This is a genomic window from Haloferula sp. BvORR071 (assembly GCF_000739615.1).
Taxonomy (GTDB): Bacteria; Verrucomicrobiota; Verrucomicrobiia; order Verrucomicrobiales; family Akkermansiaceae; genus Haloferula.
The window spans coordinates 25,314-45,539 of sequence record NZ_BATP01000003.1 but is presented as its reverse complement, the minus strand read 5'-3'; the positions used below and the strand labels follow the sequence as shown (position 1 = coordinate 45,539).

The 20,226-nt window shown below is 61.2% G+C and carries 17 protein-coding genes; 12 read left to right on the top strand and 5 right to left on the bottom strand.

Going from position 1 to position 20,226, the window contains the following annotated elements:
- The first annotated feature begins 135 nt into the window (after nt 1-135).
- The gene (locus tag BV071_RS01190; RefSeq protein WP_035601054.1) at nt 136-933 is read left to right on the top strand and encodes a nucleotide excision repair endonuclease; all 798 of its coding nucleotides are present in this window, start codon (nt 136-138) and stop codon (nt 931-933) included.
- Between the two features lie 175 nt (nt 934-1,108).
- On the opposite strand, the gene lexA is transcribed toward BV071_RS01190, so the two are convergent.
- On the bottom strand, nt 1,109-1,723 hold the full coding sequence (gene lexA / locus BV071_RS01185; protein ID WP_035601053.1) for a transcriptional repressor LexA: 615 nt from the start codon (nt 1,721-1,723) through the stop codon (nt 1,109-1,111).
- Nucleotides 1,724-1,837: 114 nt separating this feature from the next.
- Between lexA and BV071_RS01180 the strand changes: the two genes are divergently transcribed.
- Genes BV071_RS01180 through BV071_RS01170 form a run of 3 tightly spaced genes read left to right on the top strand, consistent with a single transcriptional unit; the run spans nt 1,838 to nt 4,425 of the window.
- Nucleotides 1,838-2,746, top strand: a complete 909-nt coding sequence (locus BV071_RS01180) for a D-alanyl-D-alanine carboxypeptidase family protein (RefSeq protein ID WP_035601051.1) — start codon at nt 1,838-1,840, stop codon at nt 2,744-2,746.
- A gap of 10 nt (nt 2,747-2,756) precedes the next feature.
- Nucleotides 2,757-3,899 carry an 8-amino-7-oxononanoate synthase gene (locus BV071_RS01175; RefSeq protein WP_052572731.1) on the top strand — a complete coding sequence of 381 codons (1,143 nt, stop codon included), beginning with the start codon at nt 2,757-2,759 and terminating at the stop codon, nt 3,897-3,899.
- A 31-nt stretch (nt 3,900-3,930) separates the two neighbouring features.
- The gene (locus tag BV071_RS01170; protein WP_035601048.1) at nt 3,931-4,425 is read left to right on the top strand and encodes a molybdate metabolism regulator; all 495 of its coding nucleotides are present in this window, start codon (nt 3,931-3,933) and stop codon (nt 4,423-4,425) included.
- 242 nt (nt 4,426-4,667) lie between these two features.
- Here the strand turns inward: BV071_RS01170 and BV071_RS35065 are convergent, their stop codons facing one another.
- The 3 genes from BV071_RS35065 to BV071_RS01165 form a co-directional block, all read right to left on the bottom strand.
- Entirely contained in the window at nt 4,668-4,805 is a 138-nt protein-coding gene (locus BV071_RS35065; protein WP_265593922.1) for a hypothetical protein, read from the bottom strand.
- Nucleotides 4,806-4,853: 48 nt separating this feature from the next.
- Nucleotides 4,854-5,024: a hypothetical protein gene (locus tag BV071_RS35060; protein WP_265593921.1), complete on the bottom strand. Its 171-nt coding sequence runs from the start codon at nt 5,022-5,024 to the stop codon at nt 4,854-4,856.
- A 214-nt stretch (nt 5,025-5,238) separates the two neighbouring features.
- Nucleotides 5,239-5,985 (bottom strand): endonuclease/exonuclease/phosphatase family protein, encoded by a 747-nt coding sequence (locus tag BV071_RS01165; RefSeq protein ID WP_035601046.1) that lies wholly within the window; start codon nt 5,983-5,985, stop codon nt 5,239-5,241.
- A 107-nt stretch (nt 5,986-6,092) separates the two neighbouring features.
- On the opposite strand from BV071_RS01165, the gene BV071_RS01160 reads away from it, so the two are divergent.
- The 5 genes from BV071_RS01160 to hemW all read left to right on the top strand — a co-directional run bounded on the left by BV071_RS01160 (nt 6,093) and on the right by hemW (nt 14,726).
- Complete coding sequence (locus BV071_RS01160) at nt 6,093-6,713, top strand: CDP-alcohol phosphatidyltransferase family protein (protein ID WP_265593920.1); 621 nt, start codon at nt 6,093-6,095, stop codon at nt 6,711-6,713.
- Nucleotides 6,714-6,745: 32 nt separating this feature from the next.
- Entirely contained in the window at nt 6,746-7,183 is a 438-nt protein-coding gene (locus tag BV071_RS01155) for a hypothetical protein (protein WP_265593919.1), read from the top strand.
- A 209-nt stretch (nt 7,184-7,392) separates the two neighbouring features.
- Entirely contained in the window at nt 7,393-8,889 is a 1,497-nt protein-coding gene (gene der / locus BV071_RS01150; protein WP_075090818.1) for a ribosome biogenesis GTPase Der, read from the top strand.
- Between the two features lie 428 nt (nt 8,890-9,317).
- Entirely contained in the window at nt 9,318-13,520 is a 4,203-nt protein-coding gene (locus BV071_RS01145) for an autotransporter-associated beta strand repeat-containing protein (protein ID WP_265593918.1), read from the top strand.
- A 120-nt stretch (nt 13,521-13,640) separates the two neighbouring features.
- Nucleotides 13,641-14,726, top strand: coding sequence for a radical SAM family heme chaperone HemW (hemW, locus tag BV071_RS01140; RefSeq protein WP_035601866.1), 1,086 nt, complete (start codon nt 13,641-13,643; stop codon nt 14,724-14,726).
- Between the two features lie 234 nt (nt 14,727-14,960).
- Here the strand turns inward: hemW and BV071_RS01135 are convergent, their stop codons facing one another.
- Complete coding sequence (locus tag BV071_RS01135; protein ID WP_265593917.1) at nt 14,961-15,794, bottom strand: XDD4 family exosortase-dependent surface protein; 834 nt, start codon at nt 15,792-15,794, stop codon at nt 14,961-14,963.
- 679 nt (nt 15,795-16,473) lie between these two features.
- Here BV071_RS01135 and BV071_RS01130 point away from each other — a divergent pair.
- From BV071_RS01130 to BV071_RS01120, 3 genes are all read left to right on the top strand, one after another.
- Entirely contained in the window at nt 16,474-17,511 is a 1,038-nt protein-coding gene (locus tag BV071_RS01130; protein ID WP_035601033.1) for a quinone-dependent dihydroorotate dehydrogenase, read from the top strand.
- Between the two features lie 111 nt (nt 17,512-17,622).
- On the top strand, nt 17,623-17,889 hold the full coding sequence (locus BV071_RS01125; RefSeq protein WP_035601030.1) for a glycine zipper domain-containing protein: 267 nt from the start codon (nt 17,623-17,625) through the stop codon (nt 17,887-17,889).
- 121 nt (nt 17,890-18,010) lie between these two features.
- Nucleotides 18,011-20,161, top strand: a complete 2,151-nt coding sequence (locus BV071_RS01120; protein ID WP_035601027.1) for a thioredoxin family protein — start codon at nt 18,011-18,013, stop codon at nt 20,159-20,161.
- Nucleotides 20,162-20,226 lie beyond the last annotated feature (65 nt).

The following is a 20,226-nucleotide window of genomic DNA, read 5'->3' as shown; positions in this document are numbered from 1 at the left end:
TCACCCAGAGCCGCTCGGCAGCTTGAAGCAATTTTGACGCGACCTTGGGAGAAGTGAGATCCGGCATACCGGGAAAGAGCGTGATGCTGGGTCCTTGAATGCAGCCCGCTGGATGTGCAGACTGTGTCCCAGCGCATGTCCGGCAATTCCACTGCCAGCCGCGGTCGTCAGCCGGGACTGTTCCGTCTCGAGAATCCGCTGACGATGCGCTTTGGCGCGGAGTATTTCGCAAAACTGCCCCGGGGCCCGGGAGTTTACTTTTTCTCGGATCAGCACGCGCGGCTGCTGTACATCGGGCAGTCGGCGAACCTGCGGGCGCGGATCGGGAGTTACCGGCATGTGACCCCGGAGAGGCATCCGCGGCGGACGCTGCGCTTGGTAGCGCGGATCCATGCGATCCGCTGGGAGGATTGCGAGTCAGCATTGGCGGCGATCGAGCGCGAGCGGGAGTTGCTGCTCGAGCACCGGCCGCCATTCAACCGTGCCGGAGTTTGGATCGGGCCTCCGTGGTGGTTGAGCGCGGAGGTGGAGGCTGGAAAATTGAACCTCGCCTTGGGACGGGAGCAGAATGGGATAGGTCCCCTGCCCCCGGCCTTCCGGCATGTGTTCGGCAGCTTGGCGCGCTGTGTGTATCGCGTGGCTTATCCGGAGATGCCTTGGTATGCCTTTCCCTGTGGGTTGATGCGGGCAACGGTGCCTCTCAGTTTGAGACTGGGATTGGGGGAAGAGAGCCGGCTTTTGTTGGCCGAGGCTGCGTGTGGGCGGGTGGAGGCATTGATCCGGAGCTTGGATGAGATTCCGATGCCCGAGTCTGATCAGCAGCGGGAGTTCTGGGAGGAGGAACGGGAGCGCGTGCTGATGTATGGAGGGAAGCACGGACCTGCAATGGATCCGCCTACTGGGGTAGCTCACTCAAGCCTCCAAGCCGGTTGAAAACCAGTGCATCCGGTGGGCTGAGGGCGATGAGGGACTCGCGGCGCTCCTAAAAAAGTATTCCCGGGGAAACGACGCCGGAGATCACCACGCACTCCTTCTTAAGCAAGCGACTGACCCGGCGAGGGGGAGGTTCTCGCCGGATCAGTGCGCCTGAATCGGGGGGAAGATTCGATCAGGCGGCCTTCCGGAGAAGAGCCACCAATACGCCCTGAATGATGAGTTCGCGAGCGGGAATGAGATCGGGGAATTGCTCGTTTTCAGCGTGAAGGAAGGGCTTGCCCTTGTTCACGATGTAACGCTTGAGAGTGGTCTCGCCATCAATGAGAGCAGCGACGATGTCGCGGTCACGCGGCTCGCGGAACTCGAGAATGACAGTGTCGCCGTGGCAGATGTGGGCATCGACCATCGAGTCACCGCGGACCTTCAGGGCGAAGGTGCGGGCGCTACGCGGGATGCCGATGGAGGCGATATCCACCGAGACGCAACCAAGGCGCTCCTGCTCCACCTCACCGGCCATACCGGCGGCGATCTGGCCGTAAACCGGGATGTCCACGATTTCCTCGCGGTCGAGTTCTTCCGGGAAGACCACAGCACGGGCCTTACCGGGGAGACGCTGGATGACTCCCTTGCGCTCCAAGGCGCGGAGGTGGCTCATCGCCGCCGTCTGGCTGGCGAAGCCGAAATAGTGCTGCAACTCACGGGTGGAGGGCATCACACCGGTGGTCCGTTGTGCGGACTTCAGGTATTCCACGATCTCCTTCTGGCGCTGGGTCAACCCTTCGTGCATGGCTTAGTGAACAGTGTTCTTAGGAACAAACCATGGTCGTGAAATTACGGCAAGCGAAAATTCGTGGATTTCCCGTCTTGAGGAAGCGGGCGTGAAACCCGATAATCCCCAGCGATGTTTCGCCGAGCCAGCCTGCGTGTCGTCGCACTTCTCGCCTTTTCCGTTCTGCTTCCGGCCTGTGGTGTGGATACGCCACCGCCGAAGCGCAGCACCAGCACCCCCACCGCAGCTTCCACGCCTGACAATGCGCCGCTGCAGACCACGACCGTGCCGCGGACCCCACCGCCAGCGGTGGCCGCGCAGAGCGCGATCGTGATCGATCCCCTCTCCGGACGGGTCCTCTTCGCCAAGAACGCCGATACCCAGCGACAGATCGCTTCCACACAGAAGCTGGTCACCGCGCTGGTGGTGATGGATTCCGGCAGCCTGAGCGATCCGGTGACGATCACCCCGGAAGACACCCAGTGCGAGCCGACCAAGCTCAATCTGAAGGCCGGTGAAACCTATACCCGCGGCGACCTGCTCCGGGTGCTGATCGTCAAGAGCGCGAACGATGTGGCACGGGCACTTGCCCGCGACGTGGGTGGCAGCCAAGAGGGCTTCGCCCAGCTCATGAACCAGAAGGCTGCCTCGCTCGGCATGCGCAACTCGCATTTCGTGAACCCGAACGGTTTGCCAAACGCGGCGCAATATTCCACCGCGCGGGACATCTCGATCGCTGCCCGCTCCGCGTGGCGCATCCAGACGATCCGCTCGATGACCTCCCTGAAGGCCACCTCCTTCCAATACAACGACGGACGGGTGAAGACGCTGGAGAACACCAACAAGCTCCTGAAGCGGGTGCCCTACTGCGACGGCCTCAAGACCGGCACCACCGACCTCGCCGGGCGCTGCTTGGTGAGCTCTGGAACTCTCAACGGCCGCTCCGCGATCGTCGTGGTGCTGAAGAGCACCACACCGAATGTGTGGGACGATTCTGAAAAGCTCCTGCGCTGGGCTCTGGAGCGGCCGGCGGCGTCTTGAGTGGAGCGGAATGAGCGGACCGCAGGATGAACTCGCGGGGCTGGCATCGGCCGGCTTGCTGCGCAGCCTGCGGGCGCTGGACTCCGGCACAGGCCCACGCGTGATCCGCGAGGGCCGGGAACTATGGAACTTCGCTTCCAACGATTACCTCGGCTTGGCCGGCCATCCGGCGCTGGCGGAGGCTTTCATCGAAGGGGTTAGCAAGTATGGAGTGGGGGCCGCGGCCTCGCGCTTAGTATGTGGCACCTTGCCACCGCACCGGGAGCTGGAGGAGGCGATGGCAGCGGCCAAGGGCTGTGAGGCAGCGCTGACCTTTCCGAGTGGATTTGCCACCGCTACCGGGTCGCTGCCGGCCTTGGCCGGCAAGGATGACGTGCTGGTGCTGGACAAGCTGTGCCATGCCTCGTTGATCGATGGGGCGCGGCTTTCCGGTGCCACGATCCGGGTCTTCCCACACAACGATGTCGCGAAGCTGGAGAAGCTGTTAGCGGGTATCCGCGGCAAGCAAGCAAAGGCGCGGGTGATCGTGGTGACGGAGTCCGTCTTCTCGATGGACGGCGACCTGTGCCCCCTGCGTGAGATCGTGGACGCAAAGGACCGACATGGGGCCTTGCTGTTCCTGGATGAGGCGCATGCCTTCGGAGTGCTGGGGCCGCATGGGATGGGCCTGGCAGAGCGAGAGGGTCTCCAGGATCGCGTGGATTTCCAAATGGGCACGCTGAGCAAGGCGGCGGGCTTGGCGGGAGGATATCTGGCCACCAGCGGGGCATGGCGGGATCTATTGGTGAATCGCGCGCGGTCGTTTGTTTATACGACGGCACCGCCGCCAGCGCTGGCGTGTGCTTCGTTGAAGGCCCTGGAGATCATCCGATCTGAGGAAGGTCAGCAGTTGCGGCAGCGACTCCGGGAGAACCTCAGGGTGATCGATCCGAGCCACGAGTCGGCGATCGTGCCGGTGCTGTTAGGTGAGAATGAGGCGGCGCTGAACGCCTCCGCCAAACTGGAAGAAGCCGGCTTCATGGTGCCGGCGATCCGCTATCCAACCGTGCCGCGGGGCAAGGCACGGCTGCGGGTTTCGCTTTCGGCAGCGCATTCGGCAGAAGTGGTGCGGGACTTGGCTGGATTGCTATTGGGCCGAGCGCAAAATTCTTGAGTTCGGCAGCGGTCCGTCGAGAACCGATGCTATGAGTGATCACGATCCGTTTAACCAACCCGAGATAGCGCACCCGCGATCCCGTGATTTGATGGCGGAAGAGCTATTCTGGGACTGCGCCGACGAAGATGCTCCATTTGGCAGCGACGAGGGATGGACCGCTTATTACGAGTGGCGCCAGTGGCGGGAAGACAATCCGGGAAGCTCCTTGGTGGACTGCTTCTCTTGGATTCTCAACGACAGATTGGACGAATACAACGACTCGCTAAGCTCCGATGAGAGGATCGCCGCTGATCTGGAGTCGCCTGACGATGCATTCCTTTCTGAAGCCTTCGATATCTTCACCTTGGACACAACTATCATCGGCACCGCGCTCGGCCAACTCCTTGATGAAGGCATGATCGACGTCACCGCGAAGCCTTATGTCCAGGTCGCTATTGCGCGGCAGTTGAATCCCCGCATTTGCGAAAGCGATGCCAGACGCGAGATTTTGCTGGCGGTCAAGCGAGTGATCGAAAAGGCGTGACGCGAACCGTCTAGCACAAGGATGACTTAAGGGACCATAAAACCCGATTCGGGGTTCGATCCTGTTCCTAAGGTAGCTCGAAGGGCACTCGTTTAAGGCGACTTTCGGTAGGGCTGTCTGGCCTCAGGCAGCCGCGGGCGATCCGCGTGGACCTTAACAATCTTCTACGCTCTCGGATGATTCCCACATCGCTCGCGGCGCGCTGAGGCCAGCGCGCCCTACCGGCCTTAAACGAATGCCATTCAAGATAGCCCGGGTCCACCCGGCGGCGGATCGGACAAGTTGTTCCCGTGGTGAACCTTGTCGGTCGAGTAGTGGAGCACGATATCCGCGAGGCTCACCTCGCTCCACCCGTCCATGCGGCTGATGATCGTGGCCATTTGAGCCTCGCGCTGCTCGGCACCAATGCCTCCCTGGCGGTATCCTTCCTACTCCAAGCAGCGTAGCACCGACAATTGCGCGTCGCGGACTTTCTCGGCAGCACGTTCGATCCGTTCGGGAGACTCCTGCCTTTTGATCGCGCCCATCAGTTCCTCGACCCGCTTGTCGCGGATCTTGCGCTTCTTGAAAGCTCCGACGCCCGGGATGTAGTTCGACATAGAGGCGGCCCGAGAAGGGCATTGCCGAGGAGTATAGCAAGCGTTGGGGTCTGCTCAAGTTTGCAGGTGAATCCCGCTTTTACGGAACCCCTGTGGGGTTCGGATCCGTTTGGGGTCTATACCGGGGTGGCCTTCTTCGTCGGCAACCCCGGGCTTTGTTACGGAACGGCGTTGCCGTTCTTGAAAAAAGGCGTTCACGCGTCCCGCGGCTAGATTAGTCGGGCAGCTTGATCACCGCAACGACGGGACGGTGATCCGAGGCCACGTTCTCCTGAAGGACCGTGGCGTCTTCTTTCCTTTCCAGACCACCGAGGAATATATGATCGATCTCGCTGGAGGGCTTCCCAGCCGGACAGGTCAGCTTCGGTTCCTTCTTGGGGACCGCCTGCCATTGGGCGGCGAAGGCCTTCAGAGGTGCGGACTCGGGACCATCGTTGAAGTCACCGGCGAGGATCATCGGCTCGTGGTGATTCTCCAAAGCCTTCGCCAAGGTCTCGGCCTGTTTCAGGCGGCGGGCATCCTGCTGATGGTCGAGGTGAACGGTGACCATCCGCAGGGGCTTGCCATCGATCTTCACCTCCGCCTCGAAGGCGATGCGCGGCTCACCGTCGCCGGGCAGTTGGTGGACTTGGGTATCGCCAATCGGGAAGCGTGAGAGGATGGCCTGTCCATAGGCTCCGCCGTCGAAGTCCATCGCCTTACCAAAGGCCACGTGAAGACCGGTAAGGCGGGCGAGCTCGGCGGCTTCGTCGATGCTCTTCGAGCGGCGGCACTTGTTGTCGATCTCCTGAAGTGCGACCAGATCCGGCTTTTGCTCGGAAATGACCTTGGCGATGCGCTCAAGATCCAGCTTGTCGTCCTCCCCCACCCCGTGGTGAAGATTCCAAGAGAGAACCCGGAGTTCGCCAGCTTGGACAGAAGCAGCGGTGGCAAGGAGGATGGCGAAGAGTGGACGCAACATGTGAGGGTCTTGATACGCATCGTGGCGGAAATTCTCTCGTTCGAGGTGAATTCGTGAGCCCGAATTGCGTGTCGCCCGAGTTGGAGAACTGTGCTTTAATCACGCGAGTGCCGCTGACCCTCGCCAGCAAGATCACGCTGGGCCGCATCTTCCTGGTGCCGGTCTTCGCCGTTTATGTGGCGCGCTATGGGATGAGCGTCACGGCGAGGCACCCAGAGGAGAGCCTGCGCTGGACGGCGTTGGGCCTCTTCGTCTTCGCGGCGGCCACGGACGGGGTGGACGGATTCATCGCCCGGCACTTCAACCAGAAGTCGAAGTTCGGGGCCTTCATCGATCCGCTGGCGGACAAATTCCTGCTGATCACAGCGATCGTGTTCCTGAGCGCCTTCCCGTGGGGCGACAACGATTGGCGGATCCCGCCGTGGTTCGCATGGCTGGTGATCATCCGGGATACCCTGATCGTGATCGGGATCATCCTGGTGAAGCGCTCCGCAAAGAACGTCCACTATTCCCCGCACTGGACCGGCAAGGTGTGCACGGTGACCCAAATGTTCGCGATCGGCTGGGTGATGCTCAAGGTGAGCCACCTGCCGCCGGTCTATCCCTGCCTGGTGGCGGCGGTTTTCACCCTGTGGTCGGCCTTCAACTACTATCTTGAAGCCTCACGGCAATTGCGGCGAAGCCCCGCTACCCAAGCCGTCGATGGCAAACCCACCCCTTCGCCATGAAGCTTCCGCGTATCCTTGCCGCTTGCCTCTTCTTGGCTTCCTTCAAGACGTCGGCGCAGACCGACGAGGAAATCAAGGTCATCGAGGCGGAGACAAGGAAGGAGTATGTAGAGACATACAACAATATGATCAAAAACGGGGCGCTCGACCCCAAGGCCGATGAGGGCGCCGGGACGCCGGGTTCCCTCGAACGCCGTCTGTGGAGGTTGGGTTTCGATTCCGCCGTGGTGGAGCTTCTGGATCCGGAAAAAGCCCAAGTAGCCAAAGATCCTGGCTTGGTACGGCCTTTCGGCCGCGGCGTCGCTATTCACTACGCTTTGGGCTTCATTGCCGGTCAGCAAGCGTCCTGCGAGGGGGCGCGCGAGCTCTTCATGAAGATCCGCGCGCGGCGCATCGGAGAATTGGACGATCATCTCGCCCGCAAGAAGCTGGAGAAGAAGAGCAAACCGGCTGGGGAAACCCCGAAATAGGCGTTTTCCTTGGCGCGCTCGCCAGCTCCTGCCGGGATTCGATCCTGCGACCGTCACCACCGGGGGTATCGCTTCGCCGGACACCACGCTATTTGATATTCTCCTTCCGGGAGTGGGGAACTTGATCACGGGCCCTGACCCGGGCGGCCCTGCCGAAACCGGCCCGTAATGCCCTTGCCCCCGGCCGCTTGCTGGCCTAAGCCCCTCGCATGCCTACCGTTGCCATCGTCGGTCGCCCCAATGTCGGGAAGTCCGCGCTCTTCAACCGCCTCGCCAAGCGGAAGATCGCGATCGTCCACGACCAGCCGGGCGTGACCCGCGACCGGATTTCCGCGCCCTGCTTGGCGACGACCATCCCCTGCACGTTGATCGATACCGGCGGCATCGGCGGGACGCTGGAAGACGGCTTTGCCGAAGCCGTGACCATCGAGGCCGATATCGCGATGCAAACGGCCGACCTGATCCTGTTCGTGGTGGATGCCCAGAGCGGCCTGACCCCCGTCGATCTGGATCTTGGGGCGAAGCTACGCAAGGCCAAGCCGCCGGTGATGCTGGTGGTGAACAAGGTGGACGAGGAGAAGCACACCAAGAACGCCGATGAATTCGCGCGCTTGGGCTTCGGCGAGGCGGTTCGGGTTTCCGCAGAGCACGGCAAGGGCATGCAATTCCTGACCGAAAAGATCGACGAATTCATGAAGCCAATCGTCGGCGAAATCGAGCAGATCGTGGCTGAAGCGGAGATCGCCGGGATCAAGCTCGCCATCGTCGGCAAGCCGAATGCGGGCAAGTCCTCGCTGGCAAATGCGATCCTCAATGACCAGCGGACCATCGTTTCGGATATCGCCGGGACCACCCGCGACGCCATCGACCTGCCCTGCGAATTCGCAGGCGAGAAGTTCACACTGATCGATACCGCCGGCCTGCGCCCGCGCTCGAAGCGGGATACCTCAGTTGAGGTGTTCTCCGCGATGCGCTCCGAACGGGCGGTCCGCCGCGCCGACCTGTGCATCCTGGTGGTGGACCTCGCCGCGGGGATCAGTTCGCAGGACCGCAAGATCGCGCAGATGGTGTTGGAGGAGAATAAGCCCTGCCTGATCGTGCTGAACAAATTCGACCTCTATCACCCGGACGCGCCGAAGAAGGCGCGGATGGAAGAGGCCACGGAGCACGTGAAGCGCGAACTCTTCTTCCTTTCTTATGCACCCTTCGTCGCGGTTTCGGCCAAGAGCGGTCAAGCCGTCGATCAGGTGCTCAAGGAGGTGCTGAAGATCCGCAAGGGAGCCAAGCAGGTGCCGAGCACCGGCAAGCTTAACCGCATGCTGCAGGAAGCCTTCCAGATCAATCCACCGCCCACGGACAAGCGCTCGGCCAAGCGGGTGAAGCTCTACTACGCCACCGCCGCGGTGGATGAGAAGTATAGCACCATCCCGGTGCCGACCTTCGTGCTCTTCGTGAACGACAAGAGCCTGATGCCGCAGAGCTATGAGAGCTATCTCTCGAACCGCTTGCGGGAATTCAATCCAGTGGCGGGAGTGCCGATCGTGTTTTCCGTGAGATCACGGGATCGCCGCGAGTGGGAGAAGCGGGATGGCCCTCCTGGTGGAGCGCGGGGTGGAAAGAAGACGGATAGTCCGCGGGGTGGCCCCAAGGGCGGCAAGAAAAAGGACGGTCCGCCAGGTGGTGCGCGCGGCGGGAAGAAGAAGTGAAAGGCGAGAGGCTCTCCGAAGGACTGAAGCCGCGGCGCTGCTTCAAGGTCCGATAGTCTCGCTCCCCCGATAGCTATCTCGCAGGGCGCGGGGACCGATACCGCTGCTTCCAGGCGGTAGGGCTGCGTGCCGCCTCAGCTTGATACCGGTTACCGGCGAGCCGACCAGTTCACCCCGGCGTGGAAATCCGGTTTGCACTGGGAGTTTCCCGTTTCAATTTAATGTACTTTTGTGGAGCTCGGCACCCCGATCACGGCTGCCTTGAGCGCGATTGAAGGTCTTTCAAAAGCCTTATATTTCAAGGCTATAGCGGCATAAGGCCTTGTCATACAAATACCGGCTTTACAATCCGAGCCCAAAAGATTTGCATGCAAGAGTCAGGGATTGAGAAACCCAAGCTCCCTCTCCCCGACCAACCCGAATTGTCCATGAAAACCCCATTGTACTCCCGCTACAGCTATTGCCTGCTTCTTAGTCTCCAAGCCATCGCGAACGGTGCTGAAATCCAAAAGATTGCCAACACCGTGGCCCTCAATACCGGTGGCTCCTGGACCGGCGGTCTCGTTCCCGGCGTGAACGACGTCATGCTCTGGGACACCGGAGACACCTACTCCGCCGCCGCCTCACTTCCCCAAATCGGCGGTGATATGTCGGTCTCGGGCATCAAGATCACCACCAATACCGGTGCCCGCAATCAGACCCTGCGGTTCATCGGCTTCCAGAACACTTCGTCAGCCAACACGCTGACGATCGGTGCGGGCGGCATTGACATGTCCGCCGCCCAACAGTCTTGGCTCGGCCAATCGAAGATCATCCTCGGTGCCAACCAGAGTTGGAACGTTAGCGACGCGAATACCGCCGTGAACCCGATGACCTTCAATAACAATGAAGATCTCGCGTTCCAAGCCACTGCCGCCGGGGTGCCCTTCAACCTGAACAACAAGGTTTTGAGCACCACGGGCAATGGCCAAATCACGATTGGAGCCGGATGGACGATTAGCAGCGGGACGATCAACTGCGGCAATAACCTACTCGTCCTGCAAGGCGGTGGTAGCCAGACGATGAACGTCCAGAACACCGTGACCCTGAACGTCAATTCGGGTCGTCTGCGCATCGGCTCCCAGAGCGCACCAACCGGGCAGCCCTCGATCAACTGCGCCGCGCCGATCTTCGTGAACAATACCGGAACACTTGAGTTCCGCAGCAACAACAGCCCCGCACTCAACCAGACCGGTGCGATCACGCTGAATCCGGGATCCATCATGGCGTATCTGGTGGACAACACCGCCCCCATCACCGTGAGCGGCGGAATCAATGCTGTCGGCAGCACCAGCCTGCGTATGACCGGTGGCGGCAACCCGGGAACCCTTCCCGTCTTCTCCGGGGCTCTGACAGGCTCCGCTGCGATCAGCTACCAGAACACGGCGACGGCGGCTGGCGGCGTCCTCCGCCTTACCGGAAACAACAGCGCTTATGCTGGAACCATCACTTTGAATGGGGCGACTGGTAACCGTGCGCTCCGCTTTGGCAGCACAAACGCGGGTAGCACCAGCGCCACCTGGGAAGTCGGCACGGGCAACATCCTCCAGTCCGAAGGACTTGCGGTGAGCCTCGGAACGCTCAACGGGGCCGGCACCGTGACCAACACCCACGCCAGCAATGTCGCGACCTACAGCATCGGAGCGGGCAATTTCTCAGGGATCATCGCCAACAATCTGACAACACCAACGGTAGCAACCGCGGTGACTAAAACGGGGCCCGGCACACTCGTGCTCACCGGCTTCAACACCTATACCGGAGCCACGACCGTCAACCAAGGCACCTTGGTGGATACCTCGAATCATGTCAGCCCTGATCCGCAGAACATTCCTCCTACCTCAGTTACAGTCGCCGATGGCGCTACCTTCGGAACCTTGGTCAAGGCGTCGGATACAACCCTTAGCGTTAATAATCTGGGCGTAGGTGCAACCACCGGTGGCACACTGCAATTCGACTTTGGGAGCTTCGGCAATCCGGCAATTGCTTCCCTCGCGGCCAGCAACCTGTTCTTCCACGGGCCATCCACGATCAAGGTCGTCGGCAAGAACCTGACCACGGGAACCTTCCCGCTGCTGCAATACACTGCCAAAGATCCCGGTAGCACCGCAGTCGGCGGACTCGGCCTGGTCCTGCCGACACGCACCAGCGCCACCCTCTCCGACAATGGCAATACGGTTAGCGTGAACATCTCCGCGACCCAGCAGGTCAAGTGGGCCGGCAACGTGAGCGACGACTGGGACATTGATCCGGATGGCAGCGGCGCAGTGGGCACCCCGAACTGGCTGACCACGGTCAGCAATACGGCCACCCGCTATATCCAAGGCAGCATTGGTGCCGACGCGGTCAACTTCACCGATAGCGCCGCGGGCGGTAATGAGAAGACCGTGAACCTTACCACCACGGTAAGCCCCAGCGGTCTCGTTTTCGACAATTCCGCCAAGAACTACACGATCACCGGCGCGAACAAAATCAGCGGCCCGGCCACCTTGGAAAAGAAAGGCAGTGGCGTGGTGACGATCGCAAACACGATCGCCAACGACTTCACTGGTGGCGCGACGATCAGCGCAGGCTCGCTGCGCATCGGCGATGGCGTGACCCCCGGTGCCGGACAAATCGCGGGAGCGATCCAGAACGAGGGCACGCTGGTCCTGAACCGGCCTGACAACGTCGATTTCACCAATAGCATTGCTGGCGGCGGGACCCTCGAAAAGGCAGGCCCGGGCACGACAAGCTTCGCGCAGGCAGCCAACATCACGGGTCCAGTCACCCTGACCGCGGGCAAGTTGAAATTCAGCGCAGGGGGAAACCTCAGCGGGGTCGTAAGCGGCCCGGGAGAGTTGGAATGTGGCGGTGGCATCCTCGAACTCGGAGGTACGGCCTCCACCCCCGACGCCAGCACCATCCCCAACACGAATACCGGCCTGATCACGGTCAGCGGCGGCACCCTGCGCCTGAACAAGGCGGTGGATGTCGATGCATTTGCGGGGAATGTGGACATCACTGGCACCGGCATTGTCGCAACCATCAATGCGAACCAATTCCCGAATACGGCCACTGTCCGTGCGCTGGGAACCTCTGCGGATTCGCTGTCCGGCGTGGTTGGCACCGAAACCTATGCAAATGTTGTGGTTAACGGAACCGCCGCCACCCAGTTGATCCTGCGCTACAATGCGGTGGTGACGGGGACCGGAACCGTAACCACCGGCATCCTCGGTGTTGCCAGCGCGCACACTGCCACAGTGAATACCTTGGTGATGACTTCGCCGGCAGCGATCTTCCGCATCGCGGCGAATACCGGGGCCTCCACCTACAATGTCGGTTCCGGTGGCATCACCGCGAGCGGCGGGGAGGTGCAGGTGAAGTTCAACACCACTGACCAAGACGGCTTTTTGAACCTCGCCGGGGATCTCACAACCACTGGCAACCTCAGTTTCACCAACGGCGGCTATGCCGGCGGCAACCAGAACGTGGTCAACCTGACCGGCGACCGGATCTTCAACATCGGCGCGAGCACCACCACCACCTTTGCGCCGGACCTTTCCAGCGCTGCGGGCAATCTGACAAAGTCAGGAGGAGGCACCTTGGTGCTGAACAATTCCTGTGCGGCCAATATCACCAACGGCACGACGGTTAGTGCCGGGACCCTGGTTGTGGACGGGACCTTGGCTGGAGCCGTGACAGTGGGATCGGCTGGCACCTTGGGCGGCCTCGGGGGCCTGTCCGGCGCGACGGTCGTGAATGGGACTGTTACTCCCGGCTCGGTGGCACCCGGAGTGACCATCGGTACCCTGGGCATGGGAGCAGCAACCTTCGGGCCGGACTCCGATCTGCTGATTGGCATCGGCAGTTGGACCGGCACGACGGCTGGCACGGATTGGGATCAAGTGAGCGCGGCTTCGCTGGCCTTCACCGCTACGCCATCCAATCCCTTGGTCATCCACGTCTCGGGCACTCCCACCGGTTTCACCGAGGTCAGCAAGACCATGGTGATCGGCACCTCGACGGCAGCTCCCACTGGCTTCGATGCGGCTGCGGTGAGCGTTGTGAAGGAAGGCTTCGCGGGTACTGGCACCTTTGCAGTGCAACTCAACGGTAATAACGTGGAGCTGGTCTATACTGCGGCAGCAGGCAATGCCTATGACACTTGGGCCAGCGGTGCCGGACTCACTCCTGCGAACAATGGCCAAGCCCAGGATCCTGAGAACGACGGCAATCTCAACCGCGAGGAATTCGCCCTGAACGGCGATCCACTGTCCGGCAAGGCCGACGGCAAGGTGGTCTCCAAACTTGCCAGCGTGGGCGGACAGAATGCTCTCACCCTGACCCTGCCCGTACGCAACGGAGTGATCTTCTCCGGAGCCACCGAACAAAGTGGCGCTGCTGACGGCATCCTCTACCGCGTCCAAGCCAGCGACGAGCTGGGCTCTTGGACCCTCGCGGTCGCGGAAGTGACCGGAGCGGACGCTACGGCGATCCAAGCCGGATTGCCTGCACTGTCACCAGGCTGGTCCTACCGCAGCTTCCGCAGCCCGGGACCTGTGGCCGGTGATCCCCAGGAATACATCCGCGTCCTGATCGATCCCGCGGGCTAAAGGCCATTTGAGCAAGATTCAGTAATTCAGGCCTGCACCGCTGCCATGGCGGTGCAGGCTTTTTTTCGTCACCGCACTGCCGGGTTGACTCCGGCCGATCCCGGGGGCACAGCGGGGTGCTTGCTGCTGTATCTGCACATCCCCTTCTGCCACCGCGTCTGCCCGTATTGCTCCTTCTACAAGCATACCCCGGGAGACACTCCCGTGGGCAGTTTCGTGGAGGCATTGCTGGCAGAGGCGCGCGAGCGGCTCGGCGGATGTGGAGAGCAGCCCCGCACGCTCTACCTCGGCGGTGGCACGCCATCCATGCTCTCGCCCTCGCATCTGCGGAAGCTCTTCGGCGGGCTGCGGGAGCTGTTGCCCTTGGACGAGCTCGATGAAGTGACCCTGGAGGCCAACCCGGCGACCTTCGATCTTGGCAAGGCGCGACTGTTCCGGGAGCTGGGACTGTCCCGCGTCTCGCTCGGTATCCAGTCCTTTGCGCCCCATGTGCTCCAAGCCTTGGGCCGGGAACACAGCGCGGAGGAAGCCGCCGCATCGGTCGGGATCCTGCGCGAAGCAGGGATGCCGGGAGTGAACATCGACCTGATGTTCGCGATTCCCGGGCAGACGGAAGCGGATTGGCGCGAGACCATCGAGACGGCCATTGCCCTGCAGCCCGATCACATCTCCGCCTACAACCTCACCTACGAGGAAGACACCGCCTTCTTCGAATCCCTGCGGCGTGGCGAAGTCGCCGAGAGCGAGGATATCAACGCACGCTACTTCCTGTTAGCCGACGAGCTGCTGCGCGGCGCGGGCTTCGAGCACTATGAGACCTCGAATTACGCCAAGCCAGGTCACCGCTCCACCCACAATCGCGGCTATTGGCGCGGCGAGGACTATCTGGGGCTTGGACCTTCCGCAGTTTCCACGATCCAAGGCGAACGGGTAAAGAACATATCCGACACCGCCGCTTATGTGCGCATGGTGGGCTCGCTCGGCCACGCGGTGGTCGAGAGCGAATCGCTCGATCCGGAACAGCGGCGGCTGGAGCGTATTGCGCTTATGTTGCGGACAGATGAGGGAGTGCCGGTATCTCTGTTAGATAAGGCGGGCATACCTCGACTGTTAGAACACGGGCTTGCGGAGATTAAAGGCGAGCACCTGGTGCTGACCTTGGCGGGCTCGCCGCTGGTCGATCCGATTGCGGCGGAGCTGGTGTGACAAGCCATGGAGCCCCTGTGCGGCGCGCAACAAGTCCGGGCTGGCCTGTGGCTGGCGGGATGATGAGCCAGCGGCTACCCTGCCTGCCCCTTGCCCTGCCTTTGGCTACAGGCTGGAAAGCAAAAGCGCCGCCATTCATTCATGGCGGCGCTCGGTAGAGTTAAGAACTGTTAGCGGCAATTAGGCTGCCCAGCACGGGTTGTTTGCTTAAAACTTCCCAGCTAGCGGAAGCCACTAGGACCTCTTGCGGCGGACTCGCATGAAAGCACCAGAAAGCATCAAGCCGCCAAGTGCCAAGGTGCTCGATGTTTCGGGGATGGTCGACGTCGTAGTCGGTGTTCCACCGGTCAACCGAGGTTCATCCGTGCCGGTCCCATACTGGAACATGACGTTGCCGATCTCGTTGAGGTCAAGGAACTGGGTTCCAGTCAGCGTGATCAACACGGAGTTGCTGATGAGCGGCTCATCCGCCATTCCGCCATTGTAGGTGGCCAGACTATCTCCTGCGCTGACAATACCATAGTTCATCCCATTCGGCGAATCCGGCCCATGCAGATTGGTCGTCGTAAATCTGTCACCGGGTCCGAATATGCCAAGTCCACTCGAACTGACTCCGTAATAGGTGCCCGCGCCGAAGATTCCGCCGGTCAAACCGCTGCGGAAAGCAAACTCGCCGCCAACATCACCACCTCCCACCAGAGGGTTGCCAGCAGCCAAAGTTGCGCCGCCCACCGAGACCGTGCTGCCGTTGAGAAGCGCGCTGCCACCGGTCCGCGACAGGGCAACCTGCGGATCGGACACGGTGAAGAAGAGGCCTGTCAACAGGTTCGCCGGAACCAGTGTATCGGAGGCCGAGGTATTCGTGAGAAGAATCTGCAGATTGCCTCCCACGATCGAAAATTGAGCGGACGCCGACAAATTTGAGCCGTTCGTTCCACTAAAGGTCACAGCGGCATTGGCTGCCGTTGCCAGCGAGCCAATCATCAAAGCGCCTGAGAGCCTTCTCACACTGCGCTGCCATACGGAACCGAAGCCACTTGGCTTGATAGAACTGAATAATGAGTTCATGGGGGCTGGGGGTTGTTAAAAACGGGGGGAAGAAACCAACTGAGAAATCAATCCAACCCGGGCGCATCGCGCTTTGGATCGAACTTCGGCGGCGAAAATAACAACTACCGACCAACTGTCGAGAAAAACCCGCCTTATATTTTAGTCTAACCGATTCTGATTTATCCTTATTTTGTTCGGAACACGCCAAACAAATAGAGCTTATCCTTTACTTTGTTCGGAACCCGAAAAACAAACCACTGTATAAAATTTTAATATTACTCAAATATTTAAAATAAATCTCCGCTATCCTTAAAAGATTGCTTCCAAAGCAAGTGCCGGCGAATTCGCTCCAATCAGGAGGAACCAAGCTTTCGCCCCCGCGATCCGGGGTAAGGCCTCGCCGGGAACTGGACCGTCGGGCGCGCACAGGGGTTTCCTGCGCGACACCCGACGGTCCCCTTGTCATGGGCACGGAAAGCATCAACAGCGGCGAGTAGTCAATCGCCACAAACGCCAAGGGTAAGAACGATCGTTGCGAGGAAAAGTTTGGAGAACATTGCGGCAGGAATGAAAAATTTTTCCCCAGCGCTCCAATCGATCACGGGCGTCGCATCATCGCAGAGAGCGACCACCGGCCGCTCTCCAAAAGACGATCTTCGCTATTGGAGGTAATCCAGCTGCCGTACACGCTCCCGCCGTGCCCGATGCCTATGACCTTGCCCGCAGCCTGCTATTCCGGCTCGACGCGGAGACCGCCCACCACCTGAGCCTGAAAGGCCTGCGACTTGCCGAAGAATCCCGGTTGCTGAGTGCCCTGTTCCCCGCGTCCGAGTGCATCGCGCCTGTGGAAGTGATGGGCCTGCGCTTCCCGAACCGCGTCGGTCTGGCAGCTGGCCTCGACAAGGAGGGCAACACCATCGACGCCCTCGGACGACTCGGCTTCGGCTTTGTCGAGATCGGCACGATCACTCCCCGCCCCCAAGTAGGAAATCCCAAGCCGCGCTTGTTCCGCCTGGTCGAGCACGAGGCGATCATCAACCGGATGGGCTTCAACAACCCGGGCATCGACGCTGGGGTCGCCAACGTGAAGAAGTCGAAGGCCTTCGAGGGCGTGATCGGCTTCAACATCGGCAAGAACAAGGACACGCCGAACGAGAACGCGGCGGATGACTACCTCACCTGCCTGCGTGCCGCCTACCCGGTGGCAGATTACATCGCGGTGAATCTTTCCTCGCCGAATACTCCCGGCCTGCGGGATCTGCAGGGAGAGGAAGCATCGGAACGGCTGCTGGAGCGGCTGAAGAAGGAACAGGAATCTCTGGCCAAGGAGCACGGCAAGAAGGTGCCCCTCCTCTTCAAGGTCGCGCCGGATCTTGATCCACCCCACGTCACCGCGCTGGCGCGGGTGTTTCTCAATGGCGGGCTGGACGGCTTGATCGCCACCAATACCACCTTGGCGCGCGAGCCGGTGGCGGGTCACCCACGCGCGGGTGAAGCCGGCGGCCTCTCCGGACGCCCGCTCACACAACGGAGCACGGAGATCATCCGTGCTTTTGCAGGAGAATTCGGCGGCAGGCTTCCGATCATCGGCGTCGGCGGGATTTCCTGCGCGCAGGACGCGGTGGATAAGATTCAAGCCGGTGCGAGCCTGGTGCAGATCTACTCCGCCTTCATTTTCCAAGGCCCGCGCCTGATCCGCGATTGTGCGGCGGCACTCGATACTTTACGTATGTGAATAAATCCGGAGCGGTGCTAGTCTAAGACGGTAAGCACTCCAAATCCCACCCACTTGCGGGAAGCGCAAACGGGCGGAAAATGCCGGTGCAAGCACACTAATTCACAGACCATGAAACATTCCCTCGCCATTCTCTCCTCTCTTCTGATCGCCGGGCTGGCCACGAGCTGCGGTCCGAATGCCACCAACGGGGCCCTCATCGGCGGAGCTGTGGGCGCGGGTGCCGGTGCCATCATCGGTAACCAGAACCACGGCCACAACGGCGAGGGCGCGCTGATCGGCGCGGCCACCGGAGCCGCCATCGGTGGTGCGATCGGCAACCAGAAGGACCAAGAGAACCAACGCCGCTACGAAGAAAGCCAAGGCTACTATCGCTGATAGTCCCGCCGACAAACGCGTTTTTCTTTCCAGCCGGACAGGTCCAAGGCCTGTCCGGCATTTTTTTGGATGACCCCCGGGCGGCATGCCCTCTAGCTTCACAAGCGCCAACTGGCATCCGATGCGTAAAATCCTTCATTTTTTCTCCGCTTTCCTCGTCTTCCTGGCGCTGTCAGCGGCTCATGCCCAAGAGGAGAAACCCGACTTCGGCTTCGGTGGCGCGGGAATCCCCGGGGCCGCCACCGAGAAGTCCAAGACGGTCGCGAAACTGATCCCCGAAGTCAGCGCGGTTCAGCCCGGGAAGCCCTTCACCGTAGCGCTGCTGCTCAGCCATCCTGAGGGCTGGCACAGCTATTTTGCCAACTCCGGGGGCATTGAGCAGCCGGTAACGATCCAGTGGACGTTGCCCGAAGGTGCCAGCGCGGGACCGCTGCAATACCCGGTGCCGCATGTCCATGAGGGCCCACTCAACAAGGGCTTCATTTTTGAAGGGTCGCCCGTCTTCTTGATCGAGATCACGCCACCCGCCTCACTCAAGCCGGACAGCAAATTCGAGCTCAAGGGCAAGGCAGCCTGGCAAATCTGCAACCCGCTCAACTGCGTCGACGAAGATCTCAAGATCGCGCTGTCGCTCCCGGTCAAGGCCGCCGCGGAAATCGATGCCGCCCAAAGTGCGCTCTTTGCCCAAGCCCGCGCGGAGGGGCCCGCGAGCCCTGCAGGTTGGAACTTCCGTTCCGAAAACGCCGGCAAGCAGGTTCGTCTGTTAGTGACTCCGCCCGCCGGCACCACGATGCCGACGGACATCGATTTCATCCCCGAGGTTCGTTACCTTGCTTCGGTCAGCCAAGGCAGCACGGTGTCACAACAAGGCGGTGATTGGGTCTTCACGCTGAACCGCGTCACCGAGAACGTTCTGGGCAAGATCGAGCAAGGCAAGGAAGTCTCCGGCATGCTGGTCTCGAAGAGCGCGCTGGATACGAAGTCCGGTGCCCACGCGGTGCTGGTGCCGAGCCACGCCTTCAGCAAGCCGCCCGCGAAGCCGCTCTCTCTCGCCGATTTCCTGCCGGTGCTTGGCGGGATGTTGATCGGCGGTCTGATCCTGAACTTGATGCCATGCGTCTTCCCGGTGCTCGGCCTGAAGATCATGGGCTTCGTCCAACAGTCCGGCCAGGACCGGCGCAAGGTGGCGATGCACGGCTTTGCCTTCGCCATCGGTGTGCTGATCTCATTCTGGGTAATCAGTGGCATCCTCTTCGTGCTGCGGGAGAATTCGACCGCGGAGATCGGCTGGGGTTATCAGCTGCAGAACAAGTGGTTCGTGTATGGGCTGGTGATGCTGTTCTACGTTTTCGGACTGAGCATGTTCGGTCTCTTCGAGATCGGGGCCTCGGCGACCGGTGTGGGCGGCAAGCTCCAATCGAAGGACGGGCTGACCGGCTCCTTCTTCTCCGGCGTGTTGGCGACCATCGCCGCCACTCCCTGCTCGGCGCCGATTCTCGGCCCCGCCATCGGTGCGGCGATCGTGTTGCCGACGGTGCAGTTCTTCACCGCGTTTACTGTGATGGCGCTTGGTCTTGCCCTGCCCTATCTGCTGCTTTCGCTGTTTCCCAAGCTGATCGACATGCTGCCGCGTCCCGGCGCGTGGATGGAGTCCTTCAAGCAGGCAATGTCCTTCCTGCTGATCGGGGCGGCCGGTTTCTTCTTCTGGGTCTACATGGACCATGTGGAGCCGGATGTGCTGTTGCTGGTGATCTTCGGGATGGTGTTCATCGCGATGGCGGGCTGGATCTACGGCCGCTGGGCCACGCCTTACCGCTCGGCCAAGGCGCGCAACATCGGGCGCTTCGCGACGGTGCTGTTTGCCGCTCTCGGCTTCTATCTGGCCACGGGCCCTTACAAGGGTCTCCACTGGGAACGCTGGAGCCAGGGCAAGGTGGACGACTATCTGGACAAGGATGTGCCCGTCTATGTGGACTTCACCGCCAAGTGGTGTGCGACCTGCCAGGTGAACAAGAAGGTGGCCTACACCCCTGAGGTGGTGGCGCTCTTCAAGGAGCGCGGAATCATCCCCCTGCGTGCGGACAAGACCAAGCCGGATCCTGAGATCGACGCCAAGGTGGCTGAATTCGGCCGCGCGGCCATTCCGGTGAATGTGCTCTATGTGCCGGGCAAGGATCCGATCGTGACGCCGGAGATCCTGACCCCGGACTATATGAAGGAGCTGATCATCCGGGAGGTGCCGCTGTCCACCAAGGGGGACAAGACCCCGTGAGCGGAGAGATGAGGCGCATTCAAGCCTGACGTCACACTCACCACTTTGCAGGAGCGGCAAGTTCG